The organism is Curtobacterium sp. MCBA15_013 (assembly GCF_001865095.1).
Classification (GTDB): domain Bacteria; phylum Actinomycetota; class Actinomycetes; order Actinomycetales; family Microbacteriaceae; genus Curtobacterium.
Map to the genome: position 1 here is coordinate 231,843 of NZ_MJGQ01000004.1, position 21,156 is coordinate 252,998.

19 protein-coding genes and 2 tRNA genes are annotated in these 21,156 nt (G+C 71.4%); 14 read left to right on the forward strand and 7 right to left on the reverse strand.

The window, feature by feature from the left end; all coding sequences use genetic code 11:
* Nucleotide 1 precedes the first annotated feature (1 nt).
* The 6 genes from BIV01_RS03120 to BIV01_RS03145 all read left to right on the forward strand — a co-directional run bounded on the left by BIV01_RS03120 (nt 2) and on the right by BIV01_RS03145 (nt 5,566).
* A complete protein-coding gene (locus tag BIV01_RS03120) occupies nt 2–997 on the forward strand; it encodes an ABC transporter permease (RefSeq protein WP_070418711.1) in 996 nt (331 codons plus the stop codon).
* On the forward strand, nt 994–2,712 hold the full coding sequence (locus tag BIV01_RS03125) for an ABC transporter ATP-binding protein (protein ID WP_254791767.1): 1,719 nt from the start codon (nt 994–996) through the stop codon (nt 2,710–2,712). Before BIV01_RS03120 ends, BIV01_RS03125 begins: the two co-directional genes overlap by 4 nt.
* Before the next feature lie 148 nt (nt 2,713–2,860).
* On the forward strand, nt 2,861–3,793 hold the full coding sequence (locus tag BIV01_RS03130) for an ATP-binding cassette domain-containing protein (protein WP_070418712.1): 933 nt from the start codon (nt 2,861–2,863) through the stop codon (nt 3,791–3,793).
* A complete protein-coding gene (locus tag BIV01_RS03135) occupies nt 3,790–4,815 on the forward strand; it encodes a D-isomer specific 2-hydroxyacid dehydrogenase family protein (RefSeq protein WP_083413733.1) in 1,026 nt (341 codons plus the stop codon). The genes BIV01_RS03130 and BIV01_RS03135 overlap by 4 nt, the downstream gene beginning before the upstream one ends.
* 100 nt (nt 4,816–4,915) lie before the next feature.
* Nucleotides 4,916–4,988: transfer RNA gene (locus BIV01_RS03140), tRNA-Asn, on the forward strand.
* An 89-nt stretch (nt 4,989–5,077) separates the two neighbouring features.
* Nucleotides 5,078–5,566, forward strand: a complete 489-nt coding sequence (locus BIV01_RS03145; RefSeq protein ID WP_070418713.1) for a hypothetical protein — start codon at nt 5,078–5,080, stop codon at nt 5,564–5,566.
* A gap of 68 nt (nt 5,567–5,634) precedes the next feature.
* Here the strand turns inward: BIV01_RS03145 and def are convergent, their stop codons facing one another.
* Complete coding sequence (gene def, locus BIV01_RS03150) at nt 5,635–6,210, reverse strand: peptide deformylase (protein WP_071294837.1); 576 nt, start codon at nt 6,208–6,210, stop codon at nt 5,635–5,637.
* Nucleotides 6,211–6,249: 39 nt separating this feature from the next.
* Between def and BIV01_RS03155 the strand changes: the two genes are divergently transcribed.
* From BIV01_RS03155 to BIV01_RS03180, 6 genes are all read left to right on the forward strand, one after another.
* Entirely contained in the window at nt 6,250–7,161 is a 912-nt protein-coding gene (locus BIV01_RS03155) for a DMT family transporter (protein ID WP_175473624.1), read from the forward strand.
* Between the two features lie 113 nt (nt 7,162–7,274).
* Entirely contained in the window at nt 7,275–8,486 is a 1,212-nt protein-coding gene (locus BIV01_RS03160; RefSeq protein ID WP_071301896.1) for a glycosyltransferase, read from the forward strand.
* A gap of 13 nt (nt 8,487–8,499) precedes the next feature.
* A tRNA-Ile gene (locus tag BIV01_RS03165) sits at nt 8,500–8,574 on the forward strand.
* 55 nt (nt 8,575–8,629) lie between these two features.
* Nucleotides 8,630–9,766, forward strand: coding sequence for an AI-2E family transporter (locus BIV01_RS03170; protein WP_254791768.1), 1,137 nt, complete (start codon nt 8,630–8,632; stop codon nt 9,764–9,766).
* Entirely contained in the window at nt 9,763–10,563 is an 801-nt protein-coding gene (locus tag BIV01_RS03175) for a DUF1684 domain-containing protein (protein WP_071301897.1), read from the forward strand. The genes BIV01_RS03170 and BIV01_RS03175 overlap by 4 nt, the downstream gene beginning before the upstream one ends.
* Nucleotides 10,564–10,710: 147 nt before the next feature.
* Entirely contained in the window at nt 10,711–11,211 is a 501-nt protein-coding gene (locus BIV01_RS03180; protein WP_071301898.1) for a DUF3145 domain-containing protein, read from the forward strand.
* Nucleotides 11,212–11,532: 321 nt separating this feature from the next.
* Here BIV01_RS03180 and BIV01_RS03185 read toward each other — a convergent pair whose 3' ends face one another.
* The 6 genes from BIV01_RS03185 to aceE all read right to left on the reverse strand — a co-directional run bounded on the left by BIV01_RS03185 (nt 11,533) and on the right by aceE (nt 19,420).
* Nucleotides 11,533–12,777, reverse strand: coding sequence for a beta-ketoacyl-[acyl-carrier-protein] synthase family protein (locus BIV01_RS03185; RefSeq protein ID WP_070418717.1), 1,245 nt, complete (start codon nt 12,775–12,777; stop codon nt 11,533–11,535).
* Between the two features lie 201 nt (nt 12,778–12,978).
* Nucleotides 12,979–13,227, reverse strand: coding sequence for an acyl carrier protein (locus BIV01_RS03190; RefSeq protein ID WP_022903951.1), 249 nt, complete (start codon nt 13,225–13,227; stop codon nt 12,979–12,981).
* Between the two features lie 114 nt (nt 13,228–13,341).
* Entirely contained in the window at nt 13,342–14,397 is a 1,056-nt protein-coding gene (locus BIV01_RS03195) for a beta-ketoacyl-ACP synthase III (RefSeq protein ID WP_071301899.1), read from the reverse strand.
* Nucleotides 14,394–15,335 (reverse strand): ACP S-malonyltransferase, encoded by a 942-nt coding sequence (locus BIV01_RS03200; protein WP_070418719.1) that lies wholly within the window; start codon nt 15,333–15,335, stop codon nt 14,394–14,396. Before BIV01_RS03200 ends, BIV01_RS03195 begins: the two co-directional genes overlap by 4 nt.
* Nucleotides 15,336–15,441: 106 nt before the next feature.
* On the reverse strand, nt 15,442–16,668 hold the full coding sequence (locus tag BIV01_RS03205; RefSeq protein WP_070418720.1) for a PucR family transcriptional regulator: 1,227 nt from the start codon (nt 16,666–16,668) through the stop codon (nt 15,442–15,444).
* A 7-nt stretch (nt 16,669–16,675) separates the two neighbouring features.
* Nucleotides 16,676–19,420: a pyruvate dehydrogenase (acetyl-transferring), homodimeric type gene (gene aceE, locus BIV01_RS03210; protein ID WP_070418721.1), complete on the reverse strand. Its 2,745-nt coding sequence runs from the start codon at nt 19,418–19,420 to the stop codon at nt 16,676–16,678.
* 244 nt (nt 19,421–19,664) lie between these two features.
* Between aceE and BIV01_RS03215 the strand changes: the two genes are divergently transcribed.
* Both BIV01_RS03215 and BIV01_RS03220 read left to right on the forward strand, forming a co-directional pair.
* On the forward strand, nt 19,665–20,153 hold the full coding sequence (locus tag BIV01_RS03215) for a peroxiredoxin (RefSeq protein ID WP_070418722.1): 489 nt from the start codon (nt 19,665–19,667) through the stop codon (nt 20,151–20,153).
* Nucleotides 20,154–20,206: 53 nt separating this feature from the next.
* The gene (locus BIV01_RS03220; RefSeq protein WP_175473625.1) at nt 20,207–21,151 is read left to right on the forward strand and encodes an alpha/beta fold hydrolase; all 945 of its coding nucleotides are present in this window, start codon (nt 20,207–20,209) and stop codon (nt 21,149–21,151) included.
* Nucleotides 21,152–21,156: the final 5 nt, after the last annotated feature.

Sequence of the window (21,156 nt, forward strand, 5' to 3'; positions counted from 1 at the left end):
GATGGCTGACACCTCCCTCGTCGACCGCCACGAGCCGCTCTGGAAGCGGCTGCCCGTCGTGCTGCAGCTCCGCCGGAGCACGGGCTGGCAGCGCGCCATGCTCATCACCGGCGTGGTCATCTGCGCGCTGTACCTCCTCGTCGCGATCGCCGCGCCGCTCATCGCCCCGTACGGCTTCGGCCAGCTGCAGGGCGCCGACGGGCAGAGCTTCCCGCGCACCGGTGCACCGAGCGCCACGCACATCTGGGGCACGACCGTCGGCGGCTTCGACGTCTTCAGCCGCGTCGTCTACGGCGCCCGGACCGCGGTGCTCGTGGTCATCGTGGCCGTCGTCGTGTCGATCATCATCGGCGTCCTGCTCGGCATGGTCTCCGGTTACATCGGCGGCTGGCTCGACCGGATCCTCGTCGTCGTGGCGGACGCGATCTACGCGTTCCCCTCGCTGCTCCTCGCCATCGTGGTGTCGATCGTCATCTCGGGCGGCAACTCGAGCTACTCGGGCGGCATCATCGCCGCGGCGATCTCGATCACGGTCGTGTACGTCCCGCAGTACTTCCGGGTCGTCCGCGCCGAGGCCGTGCGGCTCAAGAACGAGGCGTTCGTCGAGTCCGCGCGGGTGATGGGCACGAACCCGTGGCGCATCATGACCCGGCACGTCCTCCGGAACTCGACGCGATCCCTCCCGCTGATCCTCACGCTGAACGCGAGCGACGCGATCCTGACGCTCGCGGGCCTCGGGTTCCTGGGCTTCGGCATCGGCCCGACCAGCGGCGCGGAGTGGGGCTACGACCTCAGCCGCGCGCTGTCCGACGTCGCGAGCGGCGTCTGGTGGACCGGCGTCTTCCCGGGTGTCGCGATCGTGGTGCTCGTCCTCGGCGTGACGTTCATCGGCGAGAGCCTCAACGACATCTCCGACCCGCGCCTGCGTGCGCGACGCCGGCTCAAGCAGCTGGTGTCCCGCAAGCAGACGGCCAGCACGGAAGGGGCGACCGCATGACGGACGCGACCAACCAGTCCCGCGCCTCCACGCGCCTCCAGGCCGGCGACACCACGACGGAACCGGTCGTCGTCGTCGACGACCTGACCGTCACCTTCGCGACCGACGGCGGTGCCGTCGACGCGGTCAAGGGCGTCAGCATCGACGTCCGCCCCGGCGAGGTCCTCGCCCTCGTCGGCGAGTCCGGCTCGGGCAAGTCCGTCACGGCGCGGAGCATCCTGCGCCTCATGCCGGAGACGGCGACGCTCGGCGGTGCGGTGTTCCTCGACGGCGCGGACGTCGTGACCGTCGGCGCGCAGAAGCTCCGGAGCCTGCGTGGCACCGCCGGCGCGATGGTGTTCCAGGAGCCCTCCACGGCGCTGAACCCGGTCTTCACGGTCGGGTGGCAGATCGCCGAGGGGCTCCGGGCCCACGGCGGCGTCTCCGCGAAGGAGGCCCGCGCGAAGGCGATCGACTACCTCCGGCGCGTCGGCATCCCCGATCCCGAGACCCGGGTCGACCACTACCCGCACCAGTTCTCCGGCGGTCAGAAGCAGCGCGTCGTCATCGCGAGCGCGCTCGCCCTCGAACCGTCGGTGATCATCGCCGACGAACCGACCACCGCCCTCGACGTGACGGTCCAGGCGGAGATCCTCGACCTGCTCCGCCGGTGCCGCGACGAGTTCGGCGCGGCGATCGTCATCATCACGCACAACATGGGCGTCGTCGCCGACCTGGCGGACCGCGTCGCCGTGATGTACCAGGGCGAGGTCGTCGAGGAGGCCCCGGTCGCCGAGCTGTTCGCGGCGCCGCAGGCCGACTACACGAAGCGCCTGCTCGCCGCCGTGCCGCGGCTCGAGGCCTCCACCGGGGTCGCCCGCCGTGCGGCGATCAGTGACGACGTCGAGCCGCTCGTCCGCGCACGCGGGCTCGAGATCGAGTACCCGGGCCGGCTCGGGTCGCACGCGTTCAAGGCGGTCAAGGGCGTCGACCTCGACATCCGTCCCGGCGAGGTCCTCGGCCTCGTGGGGGAGTCCGGCTCCGGCAAGACGACCATCGGCCGCGCGATCGCCGGTCTGACGAAGATCACCGGCGGCTCGCTCGAGGTGCTCGGAACCGAGATGCTCGGGTACCGCGAACGCGACTTCAAGCGGCACCGCAAGGACATCGGGTTCGTCTTCCAGGACCCGGCGACCTCGTTCAACCCGCTGCTCACGATCTCGGAGTGCGTCGCCGAACCGCTCGTCGTGCACGGCGAGGTGTCGAGCCCGCGTGCCGCCCGGAAGCGTGTCGGCGAGCTGCTCGAGGCCGTGCAGCTCCCGGCGGCCTACGGCGACCGGTACCCGCACGAGCTGTCCGGCGGCCAGCGGCAGCGTGCGTCGCTCGCGCGGTCGCTCGCGCTCCGGCCGAAGCTCCTCATCGCCGACGAACCGACGAGTGCGCTCGACGTGTCCGTCCAGGCGCGCGTGCTCGAGCTGTTCCTCGAGCTGCAGCAGGACCTCGGGTTCGCATCGCTGTTCATCAGCCACGACCTCGCCGTGGTCGGCGCGCTCTCCGACCGGATCGCCGTGCTCTACCGCGGCGACCTGGTCGAGACGGGCACCACGGCCGAGGTCCTCGGCTCGCCGCAGCACCCGTACACGCAGCGTCTCCTGGCGTCACTCCCGGTGCCGGATCCGGCGGAACAGGCGGAGCGACGGCGTACGCTTGTGGAACTGGAGAACGCCGGGTCCTGACCCGACGCGACCACTCCCGGAGGCGCGGCTGACGTCGACGACGCACGCCGCGCCTCCTGGGCGGTCACCTCCACCGCAACACGCACGACGGTCGGTGCAGCCCGGTCCGTCGCGAACCGCCGCCAGGGGGCGGCGTGGAAGGGGACCCATGATCGCGGTCAACGGACCGGCGGTCGTCGCGGACGACGTGTCGATCGAGTACCGGAGCGGACGGGGGACGGATGCGATCCGGGCCGTCGACGGCGTGAGCCTCACGGTCCGTCAGGGGGAGATCCTGGCCGTGCTCGGCGAGTCCGGGTCCGGCAAGTCGACGTTCGCCGCGGCGATCGCCGGCCAGCTCGGCACCACCGGCGAGGGCGACGGCGCCCACCGTCGGCACATCGTCGGGGGCGAACTCACGGTGCTCGGGCAGAAGACGCGCGGGCTCCGACCGACGTCCCGCAAGCTCGAGCGGCTCAGCGGTCGCATCGGCTACCTGCCGCAGGACGGCGCAGACCGGCTCAGCCCGGACCTCACCGTCGGCGAGGCCATCGCGGAACCGATCTACGCACGTGACCGCCGGTTCGACCGCAAGGAGGCCGGCCTCATCGTCGCCCGCCTGGTCGACGCGGTGCACCTGCCGCTCGGGGTGATGCGGCTCAACACGTGGGAGCTCTCGAGCGGGCAGCGGCAGCGCGTCGCCCTCGCGAAGGCGCTCGTGCTCGAGCCCCAGCTGCTCGTCGCCGACGAACCCGCCCGCGGCGTCGACGTGCTCGTGCGGCAGTCGGTGCTCGAGGCGCTGGCGACCCTGCAGCGGAACCGGCAGTTCTCGGCGGTCGTGGTGTCGAGCGACCTGCGCGAGGCCCGGGCACTGGCCGACCGGGTGGCGATCATGGCCGAGAGCCGGCTCGTCGGCCTCGGCACCTTCGACGAGGTCCTCGACAACCCCGTCGACCCCTACGTCAAGACGCTCGCGTCGACGGCGGCCCGTCCGGTGAAGCGTCGGCAGCCGGCGTCTGCCGCACCCCGTCGGTCCTCGGCGCCGCGTCGGCCGGTCGCCGCCGGCACCGGTCCGCGCGCGGAGCGGCAGGAGAACGCATGAGCGCGGGTACGTCTTCGTCGTCGGGCGCGCGCGGGCACCGGGCCGTGGTGACCGACGCGGGTGCCGAGCTGCCGGTCGCCCCGCCGACCGCCGGACCGATCGCGATCCTGCCCGCCGGGGACGGCACCGCCCTCCACGAGGACGCCGTCGCCGCAGCCGGTGGGACCGTCGCTCCGCTCGGGGCGGACACCGCCGGACTCGTCTGGCTCGACCCTCGCGATCCCGCGGGGCTCGCCGAGGCGCTCGACGCCGCACCGTCCATCGGCTGGGTCCAGCTGCCGTTCGCCGGCGTCGACGCCTTCGCCTCGCTCATCGCCGAGCACGGCGACCGGGTGCTCTTCACCTCGGCCAAGGGTGCGTACGCCGAACCCGTCGCCGAGCACGCCCTCGCGCTGACGCTCGGGACGCTGCGGGTGCTGCAGAAGCGTGCCCGAGCGCGGTCGTGGGCGACCGAGCCCGAGGGCGTCTCGCTCTACGGCCGGAACGTGGTCGTCATCGGCGCCGGTGGCATCGCGCTGGAGTACATCCGCCTGCTCGCGCCGTTCGAGGTCTCGGTCACCGTTGTGCGCCGGTCGTCCTCGCCGGTTCCCGGGGCGGACCGGACCGTCACGACCGACCAGCTCGACGACGTCCTGCCCGATGCCGACGTGGTCATGATCGCCGCGGCGATGACCTCGGGGACCGCGAAGCTCTTCGGGCCCGCGCAGTTCGCGATCATGAAGCCGTCGGCACGGCTCGTGAACATCGCCCGCGGGGGACTGGTCGACACCGCCGCGCTCGTGGACGCCCTGCGCAGCGGTGCGATCGCGGCGGCCGGACTCGACGTCACCGACCCGGAGCCGTTGCCGGACGGACACCCGCTCTGGGACGAGCCGGGCGCGATCATCACGCCGCACCAGGCCGACACGCCGGAGATGGTGGCGCCGCTGCTGGCCGAGCGCGTGCGGGTGAACACCGTGGCGTTCCTCGGCGCGGCAGGCGAGGGCTTCGTCGGCGTGGTGGACCCGGTCGCGGGGTACTGAGCGCGGCACGCCCGGGATGCGTGGCGGATGCGCGGGGTCGCTCCCGGGTGCTGCTATGCTGTTACCCGTTGTTCGCACGACATTCGCCAGCGGACAGTGATCCTCGATAGCTCAATTGGCAGAGCAGCCGGCTGTTAACCGGCAGGTTGTTGGTTCGAGTCCAACTCGGGGAGCAGCACGGCCCTCACCTTCGGGTGGGGGCCTTTTGCGTGGCGTCGGAGCTCGCAGCGGACGCATGGCCGGAAGCTGTTAGCGTTCACAGGTGATCACCGTGCGCCGAGCCCTCGCCGCGGGCGTCGTCGCGGCCGCGGCGATCGGCCTCGTGGGGTGCACGACCGGCGCGGAGTCCGAGCCGGGCGACTCGCTCGACACCACCGCAACCTCGGGCGTCGCGGTGTCGGGCACGGCACCGATCGTCTTCGCGTTCGTCTGCGACGTGGGGACATCGGACCGCTCCGAGACGTACACGACCTACTCCGCCGTGTGGGACGACGAGCGCACCGACTGCCGGGCGCAGCGGATCACCGGCACCGAGATGTCGACGCAGCAGCGCTCCGCGGTCGACGCCGCCGAGGGGGACGCCACGCTCGAGGAACTCGCGACCACCTGCGCGGTGCGGGGGACCGGGCCGTGGGCGGCCTCCGTCGACTCGTCGGCCGAGGCGCACGTCGCGGCAGGTCTGCTCGAGTACTGCCCGGGGCATCCGGAGACCGAGCACCTGCGGGACGCGATCGCTGCCTGGCGGGGGTGAGCCGCGCCTCCCGGGCCCTCGCCTTGCGTCCCCGCTGACCGGGCCCGAGCCGACGCGGTCCGCCGCCGTCAGCCCTCGGGGTGGTCGCGCCCCGGCAGCCAGGACTTGCCCGGGCCGCCCCAGCTGTTCTTCCTGATGGCCTTCGCGACCTGCTTGCCGTACGGGTGCACGAGCCGGTCCGCGTAGAGGTACCCGTCGAGGTGGTCGTACTCGTGCTGGAAGATGCGGGCGAGCCAGCCGTGGGCCTCGACCTCGAACGGCGTGCCGTGCTCGTCGACGGCACGGAGCAGCGCGCCCTCGGAGCGGCGGAGCGGGAACCGTTCGCCCGGGACCGAGAGGCAGCCCTCGGACTCCTCGTCCTCGTCGAGCTCCTCCACAGCCTCGGGAACGGCGGGGGTCGTCCACAGGACGGGGTTCACCGCGACGCCGCGGTGCAGGACCTCGTCATCATCGGTCCATGAGTACACGAACAGCCGCTTGCCGACGCCGACCTGCGGGCCGGCCAGTCCGACCCCGGGTGCGAGGTCCATCGTCTCGAACATGTCGGCGACCAGCGATCGCAGGTCGTCGTCGAAGTCGGTGACCTCGGCTGCACGCTCGTGCAGGACGGGTTCGCCGGTGATGCGGATCGGGAGAACGGCCATTCACCCAGGTTATCCGGCGGGGAACGGTAGCCTCGACGCGTGACGACGGACCTCCAGCTGCCCGACGCGGTGAACCTCACGCCGTTCCAGGCGCTCATGATCCCCGTCGCGCTCATCGGGGCGGTCTTCCTCTCACTGGGGGCGCAGTTCCAGAGCCGCGGGGTGCAGCGGGTGGAAGCGCGGCTCGGTCGGCAGTCGAAGGGCCTCAGCGTCCGGCACGTCGTCGGGCTGGTCTCGAGCGGCTACTGGGTGCTCGGCACGCTCATGCTCGGCATCGCCGTGGTCCTGCAGCTGGTGAGCATCACGTACGCGCCGCTCATCGTCGTGCAGCCGCTCGGCGCCGTGGCCCTCGTGATCACGACCTGGTTCTCGTCGCGGTCCTCCGGGGTCCCGCTCGGCCGTCGGGCACGGCGAGCCGTCTGGACGTGCATCGTCGGCGTCGGCATCTTCGTCGGCATCGCGGCCTTCGTCGGGCACGAGAGCGCGATCACGAGCCGACAGCTCGTCACCGTGCTCGTGATCCTGGCCGTGGTGCTTGTGCTCGTGCTCGTGTCGTTCCGCCTCGTCGCGAAGCACAAGAACGCGCTGTACTACATCGTCGGCGCCGGCGTCCTCTACGGGTTCGTCGCGACGCTGGCCAAGGTCGTGCTCAACCGGTTCGTGAACGGCACGTTCGACTGGCTGACCGTGCTCGCGATCGTCGGGGTGGTCGTCGCCGCCTCGCTGGGCGGGTACTTCGTGCAGAACGCGTACTCGAGCGGGTCGGCCGACCTCGTCATCGCCGGGCTGACGGTCATCGACCCGATCGTCGCCGTCGGCATCGGGGTGATCGTCCTCGGCGAGGCCGCCGGCGCCCCGGTCTTCGCCGTCTTCGGCTTCGTCGTCGCCGCAGCGATCGCGATCACCGGGGTGTTCCTCCTCGCCAAGCATCACCCGCAGACCCGCTCCTGAGCCGTCGTCCCGTGGGGTGACGGAGTCCACCGCGAGGCGGACGCGCTGCCCGAGCGGCGTGCGGTAGCGTCGTCGAACGACCAGCAATCGCCCACGAGAGGACGACGCCAGCCGTGTCAGACGACGCCACCACCGCCACCGCCGGACCGACGGGTGCGACGGGCGGTCGACGACCGCTGCGCGTCCTCATCGCAGCGGACACCTTCGCACCCGACGTCAACGGAGCCGCGACCTTCGCCGAGCAGCTCGCCGTCGGCCTGGCCGAGCGCGGGCACGAGGTCCAGATCGTCGCCCCGGCGGCGAGCCGCCACTACGGCACCTTCGACGAGGAGCTCCACGGCGTGACCCTCGTCGTGCACCGCCTGAAGTCCTACAAGTGGCCGCTGCACGCGTGGCTGCGCTTCGTGTGGCCGTGGAGCGTGAAGAAGTGGACCGCCCCGATCCTCGACGCGTTCCAGCCCGACGTCCTGCACATCCAGTCGCACGTCGTCGTCGGCCGGGGCATGGTGCCCGAGGCGCACGCGCGCGGCATCCGGGTGATCGCCACGAACCACTTCATGCCCGAGAACCTCCTCGAGTACACGCCGTTCGGCAAGCGCACGGTGCCGATCGCGGTGAAGATCGCCTGGAACGACGCCGCCAAGACCTACCGGCTCGCCGACGCGATCACGACCCCGACGAACCTCGCCGCCGACTACCTGCGCCGGGCCATCGCCGGGCAGCGGGTCCTGGCGATCTCGTGCGGGATCGACGCCACCCGGTACGTCGCACGCGAGGGGCGGCCTGCCAACAACGACATCGTCTTCGTCGGTCGGGTCGCACCCGAGAAGAACCTCGACGTCCTCGTGAAGGCCCTCGCGCTGCTGCCGTCCGAGCTCGGAGCCACGCTGACGATCGTCGGCGACGGCGAGATGATCCCCAAGCTCCGGCAGCAGGCGAAGGAGCTCGGGCTCGAGGACCGCGTCCGGTTCCTCGGCTTCGTCTCGGACGAGGTCAAGCAGCAGGCGCTCACCAACTCGACCGTGTTCGCGATGCCCTCCACCGCCGAGCTGCAGAGCATCGCCTCGCTCGAGGGCATGGCCTCCGGCCTCCCCGTCGTCGCGGCGGACTCGATGGCGCTCCCGCACCTCATCGACGGCAACGGGTACCTCTTCACCCCCGGCGACGAGCACGACCTCGCGGCGAAGCTCACGGCGGTGCTGACCGCGTCGGACGAGGACTACGTCACGATGCGCGACCGCAGCCTGGCGATGATCGAGGCACACGACATCAACCGCACGCTCTCGACGTTCGAGTCGCTGTATCGTGGGGAACCGGTGGCCTGACGGTCCCCGGCACGGGGCGGTAGCCAAGCTGGTCAAGGCAGTCGGCTCATAACCGAACGATTCGCGGGTTCAAGTCCCGCCCGCCCTACATGTCAAAAGCCGACGCGGGTTCGAGCAACAGCAAGCGACCGCACCCGCCCCGCGTGCACCTCCCGAGGAAGCGCGACGCGCAGCAGCAACAGGACGACCACAGCCCGACGCCCAACGTGACGTTCGAGGTGACCCGTGGTGGCACCGGCGTGCGCGTGAACGCCTTCCGGATCGGCTTCATGGGTGCGCTCGGCGTGCTCGTCGCCGTCGTCGCGGGGGCGATCGTCAACGAGCTCTCCACCGTGCTCGTCTACGTCGGCGTCGCGCTGTTCCTGGCGCTCGGCATCGACCCGCTGGTGTCCTTCCTCGAACGGTTCGTGCCGCGCTGGGTGGCCATCACCGTCGTGGTCGTCGGGGTCCTCGCCGCGTTCGCCGGGGTGGTGTTCGCGGTCGTGCCGATCCTCGTGCAGCAGGCGACGAACCTCATCCAGAACTTCCCCGACATCGTGCAGGACATCTCGAGGCAGGAGTGGGTGCAGAACCTCTCCGACCAGTTGTCCGGGTCGTTCGACATCGACCACGCGCTGCAGTCCGTGCAGTCCTTCGTCGAGAACCCCGGCAACCTGCTGAGCCTCGGCGGCGGGATCCTCGCGGTCGGCAGCGGGATCCTGACCGGTCTCACGGGCGCCGTCATCGTCATCATCCTGATGCTCTACTTCCTCGCGTCGATGCGCGGCATGAAGTCGATGACCTACCGCTTCGTCCCGGCGTCCCGTCGCGAGAACTTCATCGACGTCAGCGAGCAGATCACCCAGGCGGTCGGTCGCTACGTCGTCGGGCAGATCTCCCAGGCGCTCATCAACGGCATCCTCAGCCTGGTGTTCTTGCTCATCATCGGTGCTCCGCTGCCCGTGCTGCTGGCCTCGTTCGCCTTCCTCGGGTCGCTCATCCCGCTCGTGGGGACGCTCGCGTCAGCAATCGTCATCTCGCTGCTGTGCCTGTTCGCCTCGCCCGCGACGGCCCTCGCCGCCGCGATCTACTACCTCGTGTACATGCAGGTCGAGGCGTACGTGATCTCGCCGCGGATCATGTCGCGTGCCGTGCAGGTCCCCGGCGCCCTCGTCGTCATCGCAGCGGTCGCGGGCGGGACCATCGGCGGGGTGCTCGGCGCACTCGTGGCCCTGCCGGTCGCCGCGTCGGTGATCATCATCGTCCAGAAGGTCATCTACCCCCGCCAAGAGCAGTCGTGACCGCCTTCGACGAGCACCGAGCCGACCGTGACCGCTGGGCGACCAGCCCTCGGGGTCCGCTCGCGCTCGTGAACGCCCAGCGTGTCGACCACGCCCAGCCCGTGTGGCCGGTCCCGGGGCAGTGGACACCGGCACCCGGCGGCCTCACGGTCACCGCCGACGCGGGTGACGGGGTGGTCGTCGACGGCGACCCGGTGGACGGCACCGTGCTCGTCGCCGGCGACGAGGCGGTCGTCCCGTCGGTGGTCGCCTTCCCGGACGGCCTCGCCGGCACCGTCTCCCGCGGCACGCTGCGCGTGTGGGACCCGGCGTCCGACGCGATCGCCCGCTTCGCACGCATCGCCCGGTTCGACCACTCCGCCGCGTGGGTCACGTCCGGCAGGTACACGCCGGGTGTCCCAGGAGGCGCGGCGAGCGTCGTCGACGCAGCCGGCGATCCGCTCGAGGTCGCCGGACACGTCGAGACCACCCTGGGCGGATCGGCCGTCCGGTTGGTGGCGGTCCGCTCCGCGGCCTTCCGAGGCGCCGCACGACTGCAGCTCATCGTGCAAGACGCCACGAGCGCCCTGCCCGAGGACGATCCCGGCAGCACCTACTCGATGGGCCGGTTCCTGTACCTCGACGACCCCGGTGTCGCTGCCGACGTCGAGCTGGACTGGAACCTCCTCGTCCTACCACCGTGCGCGTTCTCGTACCAGTTCGCCTGCCCGATCCCGCCCGCCGAGAACCGGATCCCGGTGCCGGTCACCGCGGGGGAGCGGCACCCGCTCGACGCGTCGGGGCACGTCTTCCACTGACTCTGTCGCGGTGCCTGGTGTTCCCAGCGCGCAGCCTGCATAATGGGCGTGTCCGCAAGGACATCACAATCGGATATCGATGGTTCCGAAACGAGAACCTCCAGTTCAGGTCGATGGGGAAGTCGCACCTGACGAATCGGAGGAATCGTGAACGGAACGACCACCGGGGTGCTCTACGTGCACTCCTCACCACGCGCGCTCTGCCCGCACGTCGAATGGGCGGCAGGTCGCGCCATGAGCCGTGCCGTGAACTTCTCGTGGCTCGACCAGCCCGCACAGGACGGCGCGCGTCGGACCGAGTTCACCTGGACCGGTTCCGTCGGTACGGGTGCGGCGATCGCCTCGGCCCTGCGCGGCTGGGAGCACCTCCGGTACGAGGTCACCGAGGAACCCGCCTCCGAGTCGGACGGCGGCCGCTGGATGCACACGCCCGACCTCGGGGTGTTCTACGCGCAGACCGACGTCACCGGCAACATGGTCGTCCCCGAGGACCGAGTCCGCTACGCGATGGAGGTGGCGGGGAGCAACGCCCTCGAACTCCACCGCGAGCTCCGACTCGCCCTGGGTCAGGCGTGGGACGACGAACTCGAACCGTTCCGCCACGCCGCCGAGGGCAACCCGGTCGTCTGGCTGCACCGCGTCGGCTGAGTCGCGCCCGATCCTCCGTCACGGACGCCGCCCCTCGGGGCGGCGTTCGTGCGTCCGGCCGCGGGTCGCGCCCTCCGACGTGACGTAGCCGCTGCCGGGGCGGCCGGCGCCGCTTCGCGAAAGCGACGGTCTGCCGCCCCGTTGCGGCGGCAGACCGTCGCTTCGGCGGCAGCGACGTGGGGGCGAGCCGCCAGACTGTCGCTTTCGCGGCGGTGGACCGGACCAGGGACGGACGGAGGCCCGCCCCGACGACGCGGGACGGGCCTCCAGGACCGACGGACGGACCCAACGGACACGGCGGGCGGACCCGACAGACCGGACTCAGACGCTCCGGAACGCGACCACGGCGTTGTGCCCACCGAACCCGAACGAGTTGCTCACCGCGAGCAGATCGCCCTGCGGGAGCTCGCGCGGCGCCGTGGCGACGTCCATCACGATCTCCGGGTCCTGCTGGGTGAGGTTGATCGTCGGCGGCGCGACGCGGTTGTGCAGCGCGAGGGCCGTGAACGCGGCCTCGATCGCACCGGCACCACCGAGGAGGTGCCCCGTCGACGCCTTCGTGGCGGACACCACGACGTTGTCGAGGTGGTCGCCGAACACGCGGCGCATGGCGTGGTACTCGGCGACGTCGCCCACCGGGGTCGAGGTGGCGTGCGCGTTGACGTGGACGACGTCCTCGCGCGCGGCACCGGCGTGCTCGAGCGCCTGCAGGACGGCACGGGCGGCAGCACTGCCCTCGGGGTCCGGCGCGGTGATGTGGAACGCGTCCGAGGTGATGCCGGCGCCGGCGACCTCGGCGTAGATCGTCGCGCCGCGGGCCTCGGCGTGCTCCTTGGTCTCGAGGATGAGCGCCGCGGCGCCGTCCGCGAGCACGAAGCCGTCGCGCGTGACGTCGTACGGACGCGATGCGGTCTGGGGGGAGTCGTTGCGGCGGGAGAGCGCCTGCATCGACGCGAACGCCGCGAGGGGCAGCGGGTGCAGGGCGGCCTCGGCGCCGCCGGTGATGACGATGTCGGCCTCGCCGGTGGCGACGTGGCGGTAGGCCTCGGCGAGGGACTCGGTCGAGGACGCGCACGCCGAGAGGTAGGTACGGGCGCCGCCGCGGGCGCCGAACTCCATCTCGATGGCGGCGGCCGGGCCGTTCGCCATGAGCATCGGGACCGTCATCGGCAGGACGCGACGGGGGCCCTTCTCACGCAGGGTGTCCCACGCGTCGAGCAGGGTGTTGACGCCGCCGATGCCGGTGGCCCAGTCGACGATGAGGCGCTCGGGGACGACGGTCTCGGCGTCGATGCCGGCGTCGGCCCAGGCCTCGCGCGCGGCGACGAGCGACAGCTGCGACGAGGGGTCGAGGCGCTTCGACTCGGGGCGGGTGAGCTGGTCGGTGAGGAACCGGCGCGCCTGGCCGGCGAACTCGACGGGGAGCTCGAGCTCGGCGTAGCGCGGGTCCTCGATGCGGGTGATGCCGGACGTGCCGGCGAGCAGCGCGTCCCACGTGTCCGGGGCGGTCGCGGCGAGGGGCGTGATCGCACCGATCCCGGTGACGACGACGGTCTTGTTGGTCATGGAACGACGTGTTCTTTCGTGAGGACGTCCGACCGCTCGTGGCGGTGCCGGACGGAGCCGGGGCGGCCCGACGAACGCCGGACCGGGGCGGCCCGACGAACGCCGGACCTGTGTGGACCGACGAGGGTCGGTCCGGTGGACGAGATGAGCGCCGCGGCCCGCGGTCGGTCCGCCGGGGCCGCGGCGCTCAGGAAGCTCGCGTCAGGCCTGGGCCTTGACGATGTAGTCGACGGCGTCGCCGACGGTCTTGAGGTTCTTGACCTCTTCGTCGGGGATCTTGACGTCGAACTTCTCTTCGGCGTTGACGACGATGGTCATCATCGAGATCGAGTCGATGTCGAGGTCGTCGGTGAACGACTTGTCGGCCGCGACGGTGTCGGTCGCGATGCCGGTCTCGTCGTTGATCAGCTCGGCCAGGCCGGCGAGGACTTCTTCGTTGGACAGGGCCATGGGGATTCTCCTTGAGGGGGTGTCGTTTGACCGTGGACCAGCCTAGGGCACGCAGCGGTCGCGTGCCCGGAGGCTCGTCGGAGGGTGGCCGCGCGGGTGCGTGGCCGGGATGGGCTAGGGGAGGACGACGACCTGGGCGCCGAAGACGAGGCCGGCGCCGAAGCCGATCTGCAGGGCGAGGCCGCCGGAGAGCTCGGGGTTCTCCTCGAGCAGGCGGTGCGTGGCGAGCGGGATGCTCGCGGCGGAGGTGTTGCCGGTGGTGGTGATGTCGCGCGCGATCACGACGGACTCGGGCAGGCCGAGCTGCTTGGCGAACTCGTCGATGATGCGGATGTTCGCCTGGTGCGGCACGAACGCGGCGAGGTCGGACGGCTGGATGCCGGCGGACTCGAGCGCCTCGCGGGCGACCTTGACCATCTCCCAGACGGCCCAGCGGAACACGGTCTGACCGGCCTGCCGTATCGTCGGCCGCGCGGCCCCCGCTTCCCACTCGTTGTAGGTCGAGGTCATGCCGATCGCGTCCCACTTCGACCCGTCGGAGCCCCAGATCGTCGGGGCGATCCCGGGGAAGTCGCTCGGGCCGACGATCGCCGCTCCGGCACCGTCGCCGAGCAGGAACGAGATCGAGCGGTCGGTCGGGTCGACGATGTCGCTGAGCTTCTCGGCACCGACGACCAGCACGTGGTCGGCGATGCCGGACTTCACGAACGAGTCCGCCTGGGCGATGCCGTACGCGTACCCGGCGCACGCGGCGCTGATGTCGTAGGCCGCGGCGGGGGCGGCACCGATGCGCTCGGCGAGGAGCGACGCCATCGACGGCGTGGCGACGGTGTGGGTCACGGTGCTCACGAGCACGACGCCGATCTGGTCCGGCGTCAGGCCGGCCTTGGCGATCGCGTCGAGCGCGGCGGCCTCGGCGAGGTCGACCGCCTCGACGTCCTTGCCGGCGCGCATGCGGGTGACGATGCCGGTGCGCTGGCGGATCCACTCGTCGGAGGAGTCGATCGGCCCGACGAGGTCGTCGTTCGGCACGGCGTTCTCACCGCGGGCGGCGCCGAAGGCGAGGATGCGGGTGAACTCGTGGCCGCGGCGCTGCTGCAGCAGCGGACGGGAGGCGCGGGTCGGCTCCGTCCCCTCGGTCGCGGTGGTCGGGATGGGGGCGTCGGTCATGCGGTTGCGTCTGCTTCCTGGCCCGCGCTCTGCAGCAGGTCGATCGCTGCGGGCAGGTCGTCGGGGGTCTTGATCGCGACGGTCGGCGTCCCGCGCAGACCGCGCTTCGCCAGGCCGACGAGGGCACCGGCGGGTGCGAGTTCGATGATGCCCGTGACACCGGCGGCCGCGAAGGACTCCATCACGGCGTCCCAGTGCACGGGGCTCTGGATCTGCTGGACCATGAGGTCGACGAATCGACGACCGTCGTCGACACGGGAACCGTCGGCGTTCGTCCAGATCGGCAGCGACGGGTCCTGCACGGTCGCGGCGGCGGCGACCGGGGCGACACGCTCGACGGCGGACGCCATGTACCGGGTGTGGAACGCACCGGCCACGGCGAGGGGGATCACGCGGGCCTTCGCGGGCGGGTCGGCGGCGAGGGCGGCGATCGCGTCGGCGGGACCGGCGACGACGGTCTGACCGCCGCCGTTGTGGTTCGCGGGGACGAGGCCGTTCGCCTCGAGCGCGGCGGCGACGGCATCGGCGTCCCCACCGAGGACGGCGGCCATCGACGTGGGCTCGAGCGCGGCGGCGTCCGCCATCGCCCGGCCGCGTTCGGCGACGAGGGCGACGGCGTCGGTCGGCTCGAGGATCCCGGCGACCCCGGCGGCGGTGAACTCGCCGACCGAATGGCCGGCGACCCCGCCCACGAGGGCACGGCGGCCGTCGGCGAGCAGGGCGTCGGCCGTGATGAGACCGGCGGCGACGATGAGCGGCTGCGCGAGCGCCGTGTCCTTGATGGTCTCGGCGTCGGACTCGGTGCCGTGGGCGGCGAGGTCGACGCCGATGGCCTCGGACCACGCCCCCACGCGGTCACGGACGGTGGCGTCCTCGAGCCAGGGGGCGAGGAAGCCGGGGGTCTGGGAGCCCTGTCCGGGCGCGACGACGACGATCACCGGACAATCCTGCCCGTCGGCCCGCGCCGCACCCGTGTGGGCTTCCCACAGCGATGACCGCTCGACATTGTGCATTTCCTAGCGACGATGCGGCATACGACGTCGCTCACCGGCGGTGCGGGATGCGACGCCGACCGGCGGTCGACTCGGACATGGCGCCGAGGATGAGCGCCGACTGCACGATGAGGGCGTCCCGCGCGTGCGTGGCGTCCCACCCGATGATGTCCGCCACGCGGCGGAGCCGGTAGCGCACCGTGTTCGGGTGCACGAACAGCTCGCGCGCCGTGGCCTCGAGCGACCGGCCGGTGTCGAGGTAGCACCAGAGCGTCTGCAGGAGCTCCGTCGACTGGTCCTTGAGCGGCACGTAGATGCGCTGCACGAGGGCGGACCGGGCGAGCGGGTCGCCGGCGAGGGCCCGCTCCGGGAGCAGGTCGTCGGCCAGGGCCGGACGAGGAGCCCCGCGCCAGGCCCGCGCGACCGCGAAGCCGGCGAGGGCGCCCTTCGCGCTGGTGGACGCGTCGACCACGCCGGGCACCTCGTTGCCGAGCACGAGGTGTCCCTCGCCGAACGAGGGCTCGAGCGCCTGGGCGATGGCGGTGAAGGACACCGGTTCCTCGCCCTCGGGGACGTCGTCGCGCGGCGTGGCACGGCCGATCACCACGACGAGGCGGGAGCCCTGCACGCCGATGAGCACGTCGGCGTCCATGTGCCGGGCCGTGCGACGGATCTGGTCGACCTCGAGCTGCTTCGGCGCGTTGCCGACCAGGACCGCGACCTCGCCGTGACCGTGCCAGCCGAGGGCCGCGATGCGCGACGGGAGTTCGTCGTCGTACTCGCCCGACAGGATGGAGTCGACCACGAGGGCCTCGAGCCGGGCGTCCCACAGCCCACGGGCCTCGGCCGCGCGAGCGTAGACGTCGGCGGCCGCGAAGGCGATGTCCCGCGAGTACTTGAGGATCGCCTCCTGCAGCATCTCGTCGTCCTTGGCGCGTTCCTCGACCACGGTGACGACCACGCGGATGAGCTGGAGCGTCTGCTGCAGGCTCACCGAGCGCAGGAGTTCCCGCGGCGCGGAGCCGAAGACGTCCGCCGCGGCGATCCACGGGGTCGACGCGGTGCCCTCGAGCCAGCTGATGAACGAGGTGATGCCCGCCTGGGCCACGAGCCCCACGGCGGAGCGTCGGCCCGGAGGCATCTCGCTGTACCAGGGGAGGGTGTCCTCGAGCCGCTTGATGGTGGCGGTGGAGAGTTCCCCGGACACCTGACGGAGCCAGGAGAGCGCCCGCTCGCGCGCGCTCTCCTGGCTCTCGGAGTCCGGTCGGACCGACGTCACCGGCAGATCAGCTCTCGCCGCCCGCGCTGCCCGTGGTGCCGGCGGTCACGTCGTGCAGGCGGTACTTGTCGATCGCCTGCTGGACGAGCGCGCCGTCGACCTTGCCCTGCTTCGCGAGCTGCTGCAGCGTCCGCACGACGACCGAGGGGCCGTCGATGTGGAAGAAGCGGCGCGCTGCCGGACGGGTGTCCGAGAAGCCGAAGCCGTCGGCGCCGAGGGTGGCGTAGTCGGTCGGGACGAACGGGCGGATCTGCTCCTGCACGGCGTGCATGAAGTCGCTCACCGCGACGACCGGGCCCTCGGTGCCGAGCAGCCGCTCGGTCACGTACGGGGTCCGCGGCGCCTCGTTGGGGTTGAGGAAGGCGTGCTGCTCCGCGTCGAGACCGTCGCGGTACAGCTCACCCCAGCTCGTGACGCTCCAGACGTCCGCCGACACGCCCCAGTCCTCGGCGAGGAGCTGCTGCGCCTCGAGGATCCACGGGACGGCGACACCCGACGCGAGCAGCTGGGCCTTCGGGCCGTCGTGCTCGCTGCGGTTGAGCAGGTACATGCCCTTGACGATGCCGTCGACGTCGATGCCCTCGGGCTCGGCCGGCTGGACGATCGGCTCGTTGTAGACCGTCAGGTAGTACATGACGTTCGGGTCGGCGTGCTTGGCGCTGCCGTCCTCGTTCGTGCCGTACATCCGGTCGAGGCCGGCCTGGACGATGTGCCCGATCTCGTAGCCGTACGCGGGGTCGTAGGACACCACGGCCGGGTTCGTCGTCGCGAGGAGCAGCGAGTGGCCGTCGGCGTGCTGCAGCCCCTCGCCCGTGAGCGTCGTGCGACCGGCGGTGGCGCCGATCATGAAGCCACGGGTCATCTGGTCGCCGGCGGCCCAGATGGCGTCGCCGGTGCGCTGGAACCCGAACATCGAGTAGAAGACGTAGACCGGGATGAGCGGCTCGCCCTGCGTCGAGTACGAGGTGCCGACCGCGGTGAACGCCGCGAGGGCGCCCGCCTCGTTGATGCCGACGTGGATGATCTGCCCCTGCGGGCTCTCCTTGTAGGCGAGGAGGAGCTCACGGTCGACCGACGTGTAGTGCTGGCCGTTCGGGTTGTAGATCTTCGCCGTCGGGAAGTACGCGTCCATGCCGAACGTGCGTGCCTCGTCGGGGATGATCGGTACCACGCGGTCGCCGAAGTCGGGGGAGCGGAGCAGGTCCTTCAGCAGTCGGGCGAACGCCATGGTGGTGGCGATCTCCTGCTTGCCGGAGCCCTTCTTGACGACCTGGTACTTCGAGTCCTCGGGGAGGGTGATCGACGTGTACTTGGTGCGACGCTCCGGCACGTACCCGCCGAGCTCACGCCGGCGCTCGTGCATGTACTGGATCGCCTCGTCGTCGTTCCCGGGGTGGTAGTACGGCGGCGTGTAGGGGTTCTCCTCGAGCTGTGCGTCCGTGATCGGGATGCGCATCTCGTCGCGGAACTGCTTGAGGTTGTCGAGCGTGAGCTTCTTCATCTGGTGCGTCGCGTTGCGCCCCTCGAAGCTCGGGCCGAGGCCGTAGCCCTTGACCGTCTTCGCGAGGATGACGGTCGGCTGGCCCTTGTGCTCGGTCGCGGCCTTGAACGCGGCGTAGACCTTGCGGTAGTCGTGCCCACCGCGCTTGAGGTTCCAGATCTGGTCGTCCGTGTAGTCCTTGACCAGCTCGAGCGCCTTCGGATCGCGCCCGAAGAAGTTCTCGCGGACGTACGCGCCGTTCTCGGCCTTGTACGTCTGGTAGTCGCCGTCCGGCGTCTGGTTCATCAGGTTGAGGAGCGCGCCCTCGGTGTCGCGGGCGAGCAGGTCGTCCCACTCGCGGCCCCAGACGACCTTGATGACGTTCCAGCCCGCACCGCGGAAGAACGCCTCGAGCTCCTGGATGATCTTGCCGTTGCCGCGGACCGGACCGTCGAGACGCTGCAGGTTGCAGTTGATCACGAAGTTCAGGTTGTCGAGGCCGTCGTTCGCGGCGACCTGGAGCTGTCCACGCGACTCGACCTCGTCCATCTCGCCGTCGCCGAGGAACGCCCAGACCTGCTGGTCGGAGGCGTCCTTGATGCCGCGGTTGGAGAGGTACTTCGCCTGCTGCGCCTGGTAGATCGCGTTGATCGGGCCGATGCCCATCGACACGGTCGGGAACTGCCAGAAGTGCGGCATGAGGCGCGGGTGCGGGTAGGACGAGAGTCCGCCGCCGGCGTGGGACTTCTCCTGACGGAAGCCGTCGAGCTGGTCCTCGCCGAGGCGCCCTTCCATGTAGGCGCGGGCGTACATGCCGGGGGACGCGTGCCCCTGGAAGAACACCTGGTCGCCGCCGGACGGGTGGTCCTGCGCGCGGAAGAAGTGGTTGTAGCCGACCTCGTACATGGCGGCGCTCGACGCGTAGGTCGAGATGTGGCCGCCGACCGCGATCCCGGGGCGCTGCGCGCGGTGCACGGTGATCGCGGCGTTCCACCGGATCCACCGGCGGTAGCGGCGCTCGAGCTCCTCGTCGCCCGGGAACTCGGGCTCGTTCTCCGGCGCGATGGTGTTCACGTAGTCCGTGGTCGGGACCATCGGCACACCGAGGTGCAGTTCCTTGGACCGCTTGAGCAGGCTCAGCATGATCTCGCGGCCACGCTGGTGGCCGTGGGTCTGCACCAGCCCGTCGAGGGACTCACGCCATTCGGCGGTCTCCTCCGGGTCCTGGTCGCTGCTGCCGTGGCTGTACGGGTCCTGGTCGTTCACCGTCACCCTTGACCTCGTTCGTTCTCGTGGTGGTGGACATGGCGGGCCACCGGTTGGTCGGGTCACGACCGGATGGGGCCCCGACCACTCTAGGCCCCCGCACCGACCCAGAGGCTGATGGTGACGTGTGGGTGGACAGGTGCTTGCATTCGGGTGACGTCGGCGTACGATTGCCGATCGTGCACACGCGACCCGTGCGTGCGCGAGGACACCGGGCACACCCCACGCCCGAGGAAGAAGCAACGCACTGATGGCACTGGAGATCGGCTCGCTCGCGCCGGACTTCGAACTCCCGAACCAGTTCGGGGAGCACGTCCGCCTCAGCGACTTCCGTGGCGTCCGCCCGGTCGCGCTGGTCTTCTTCCCGCTCGCGTTCTCGTCGACCTGCACGAACGAGCTCTGCGCCCTCCAGGACAACATCGCGATGTTCCAGGACCAGCGCGTCGAGCTCGTCGGCATCTCGGTCGACTCGAAGGCGACGCTCCGATCGTTCGCCGAATCGAACGGCTACGACTTCGAGCTCCTCGCGGACTTCTGGCCGCACGGCGCCGTCTCGAAGGAGTACGGCGTCTTCCTCGAGCACAAGGGCTTCGCCACCCGCGCGACCTTCGTGATCGACGTGCAGGGTCGCATCAAGGCCTCGATCATCTCCGAGCCGGGCGTCGCCCGTGACGTGACGGAGTACAAGGCCGCGCTCGACCGCCTGGCGGCCTGCGCCGCACCAGTCCCCGTCGGCTAGCGTTCCGAACACCTCCTGAGGCGACGCGAGACGCGTCGCAGACTGGAGGCACGGTGCACGCCGTCGACGACCGCCCACCCGCGCGGGTGGTCACCGCCGAGCCGTACGCGCCGTTCCCGGTCACCGCCGACGCCGACCGGTGGGGCCTGCAGCGCACCGTCGTCCCGACCGACGTCGGCCCGGTCGTCGTGCACCACCGACCCGGCCCCGTCGCGCTGCTCCTGCTGCACGGGGTCGCCGGGTCGTGGACCACGTGGACCCCGCTCCTGGCGGCGGCGGACGGCATCGACGACCGCGGCCTCGTGCTCGTCGACCTGCCGGGCTGGGGCGCGTCACCCGCACCGGTCGAGCCGCTCGGGGTCGACCGGGCGGCGTCGGTGCTGACCACGGTGCTCGACGCCCTCGCGGTGCCGGACGTCGACGTCGTCGGGCACTCGATGGGCGCCTTCGTCGGCATGCACCTGGCCGTCGCGGCACCCGGACGCGTGCGCTCCGTCGCGCTCGTCTCCGGCACGACCGTGGCGACCGCCGGAGCGTCCCGGCACCCCGTGCGCGGGCTCCTGACGCTCCCCGCGTTCACGCTGCTGCGGGCAGGCCTCGCGATCACCGGGGAGACGGCACGGCCGCTCCTGCGCGGACTCCGGGCGATCGGCCTCCTGCCAGTCCTCGCCGCTCCCGTCTTCTCGCACGTGCGCCGGCTCGACCCGAGCGTGCTCGAGGCGTTCGTCGACGAGCTCCGTCCGGCCGGCTTCACCGGAGCCGCTCGCGCCGCGGCCGCCTACGACCTGGACCGCTGGCGCGGCGCGACGTGCCCGGTCACGGCGATCGCCGGGCGGGACGACGTGTTCGCCCGGGTGTCCGACCTCGCGGCGCTCCGGGGCCTCCTGCCCGACGTCCGGACGGTGCTGCTCGACGACTGCGGGCACTTCGCCCACGTCGAGCACCCGACCGCGGTGGCGCGCACGCTCGACCTCGTCCGGTCCGCACGTCCGTCGTAGGCTCC

What these genes read in the sequence shown, in the direction of transcription:
- BIV01_RS03130 (WP_070418712.1), top strand. Translation starts at nt 2,861, where the DNA reads ATGATCGCGGTCAACGGACCGGCGGTCGTCGCGGACGACGTGTCGATC.
- BIV01_RS03185 (WP_070418717.1), bottom strand. Translation starts at nt 12,777, where the DNA reads ATGACCAACAAGACCGTCGTCGTCACCGGGATCGGTGCGATCACGCCC.
- BIV01_RS03135 (WP_083413733.1), top strand. Translation starts at nt 3,790, where the DNA reads ATGAGCGCGGGTACGTCTTCGTCGTCGGGCGCGCGCGGGCACCGGGCC.
- BIV01_RS03120 (WP_070418711.1), top strand. Translation starts at nt 2, where the DNA reads ATGGCTGACACCTCCCTCGTCGACCGCCACGAGCCGCTCTGGAAGCGG.
- BIV01_RS03195 (WP_071301899.1), bottom strand. Translation starts at nt 14,397, where the DNA reads ATGACCGACGCCCCCATCCCGACCACCGCGACCGAGGGGACGGAGCCG.
- BIV01_RS03215 (WP_070418722.1), top strand. Translation starts at nt 19,665, where the DNA reads ATGGCACTGGAGATCGGCTCGCTCGCGCCGGACTTCGAACTCCCGAAC.
- def (WP_071294837.1), bottom strand. Translation starts at nt 6,210, where the DNA reads ATGGCCGTTCTCCCGATCCGCATCACCGGCGAACCCGTCCTGCACGAG.
- BIV01_RS03190 (WP_022903951.1), bottom strand. Translation starts at nt 13,227, where the DNA reads ATGGCCCTGTCCAACGAAGAAGTCCTCGCCGGCCTGGCCGAGCTGATC.
- BIV01_RS03125 (WP_254791767.1), top strand. Translation starts at nt 994, where the DNA reads ATGACGGACGCGACCAACCAGTCCCGCGCCTCCACGCGCCTCCAGGCC.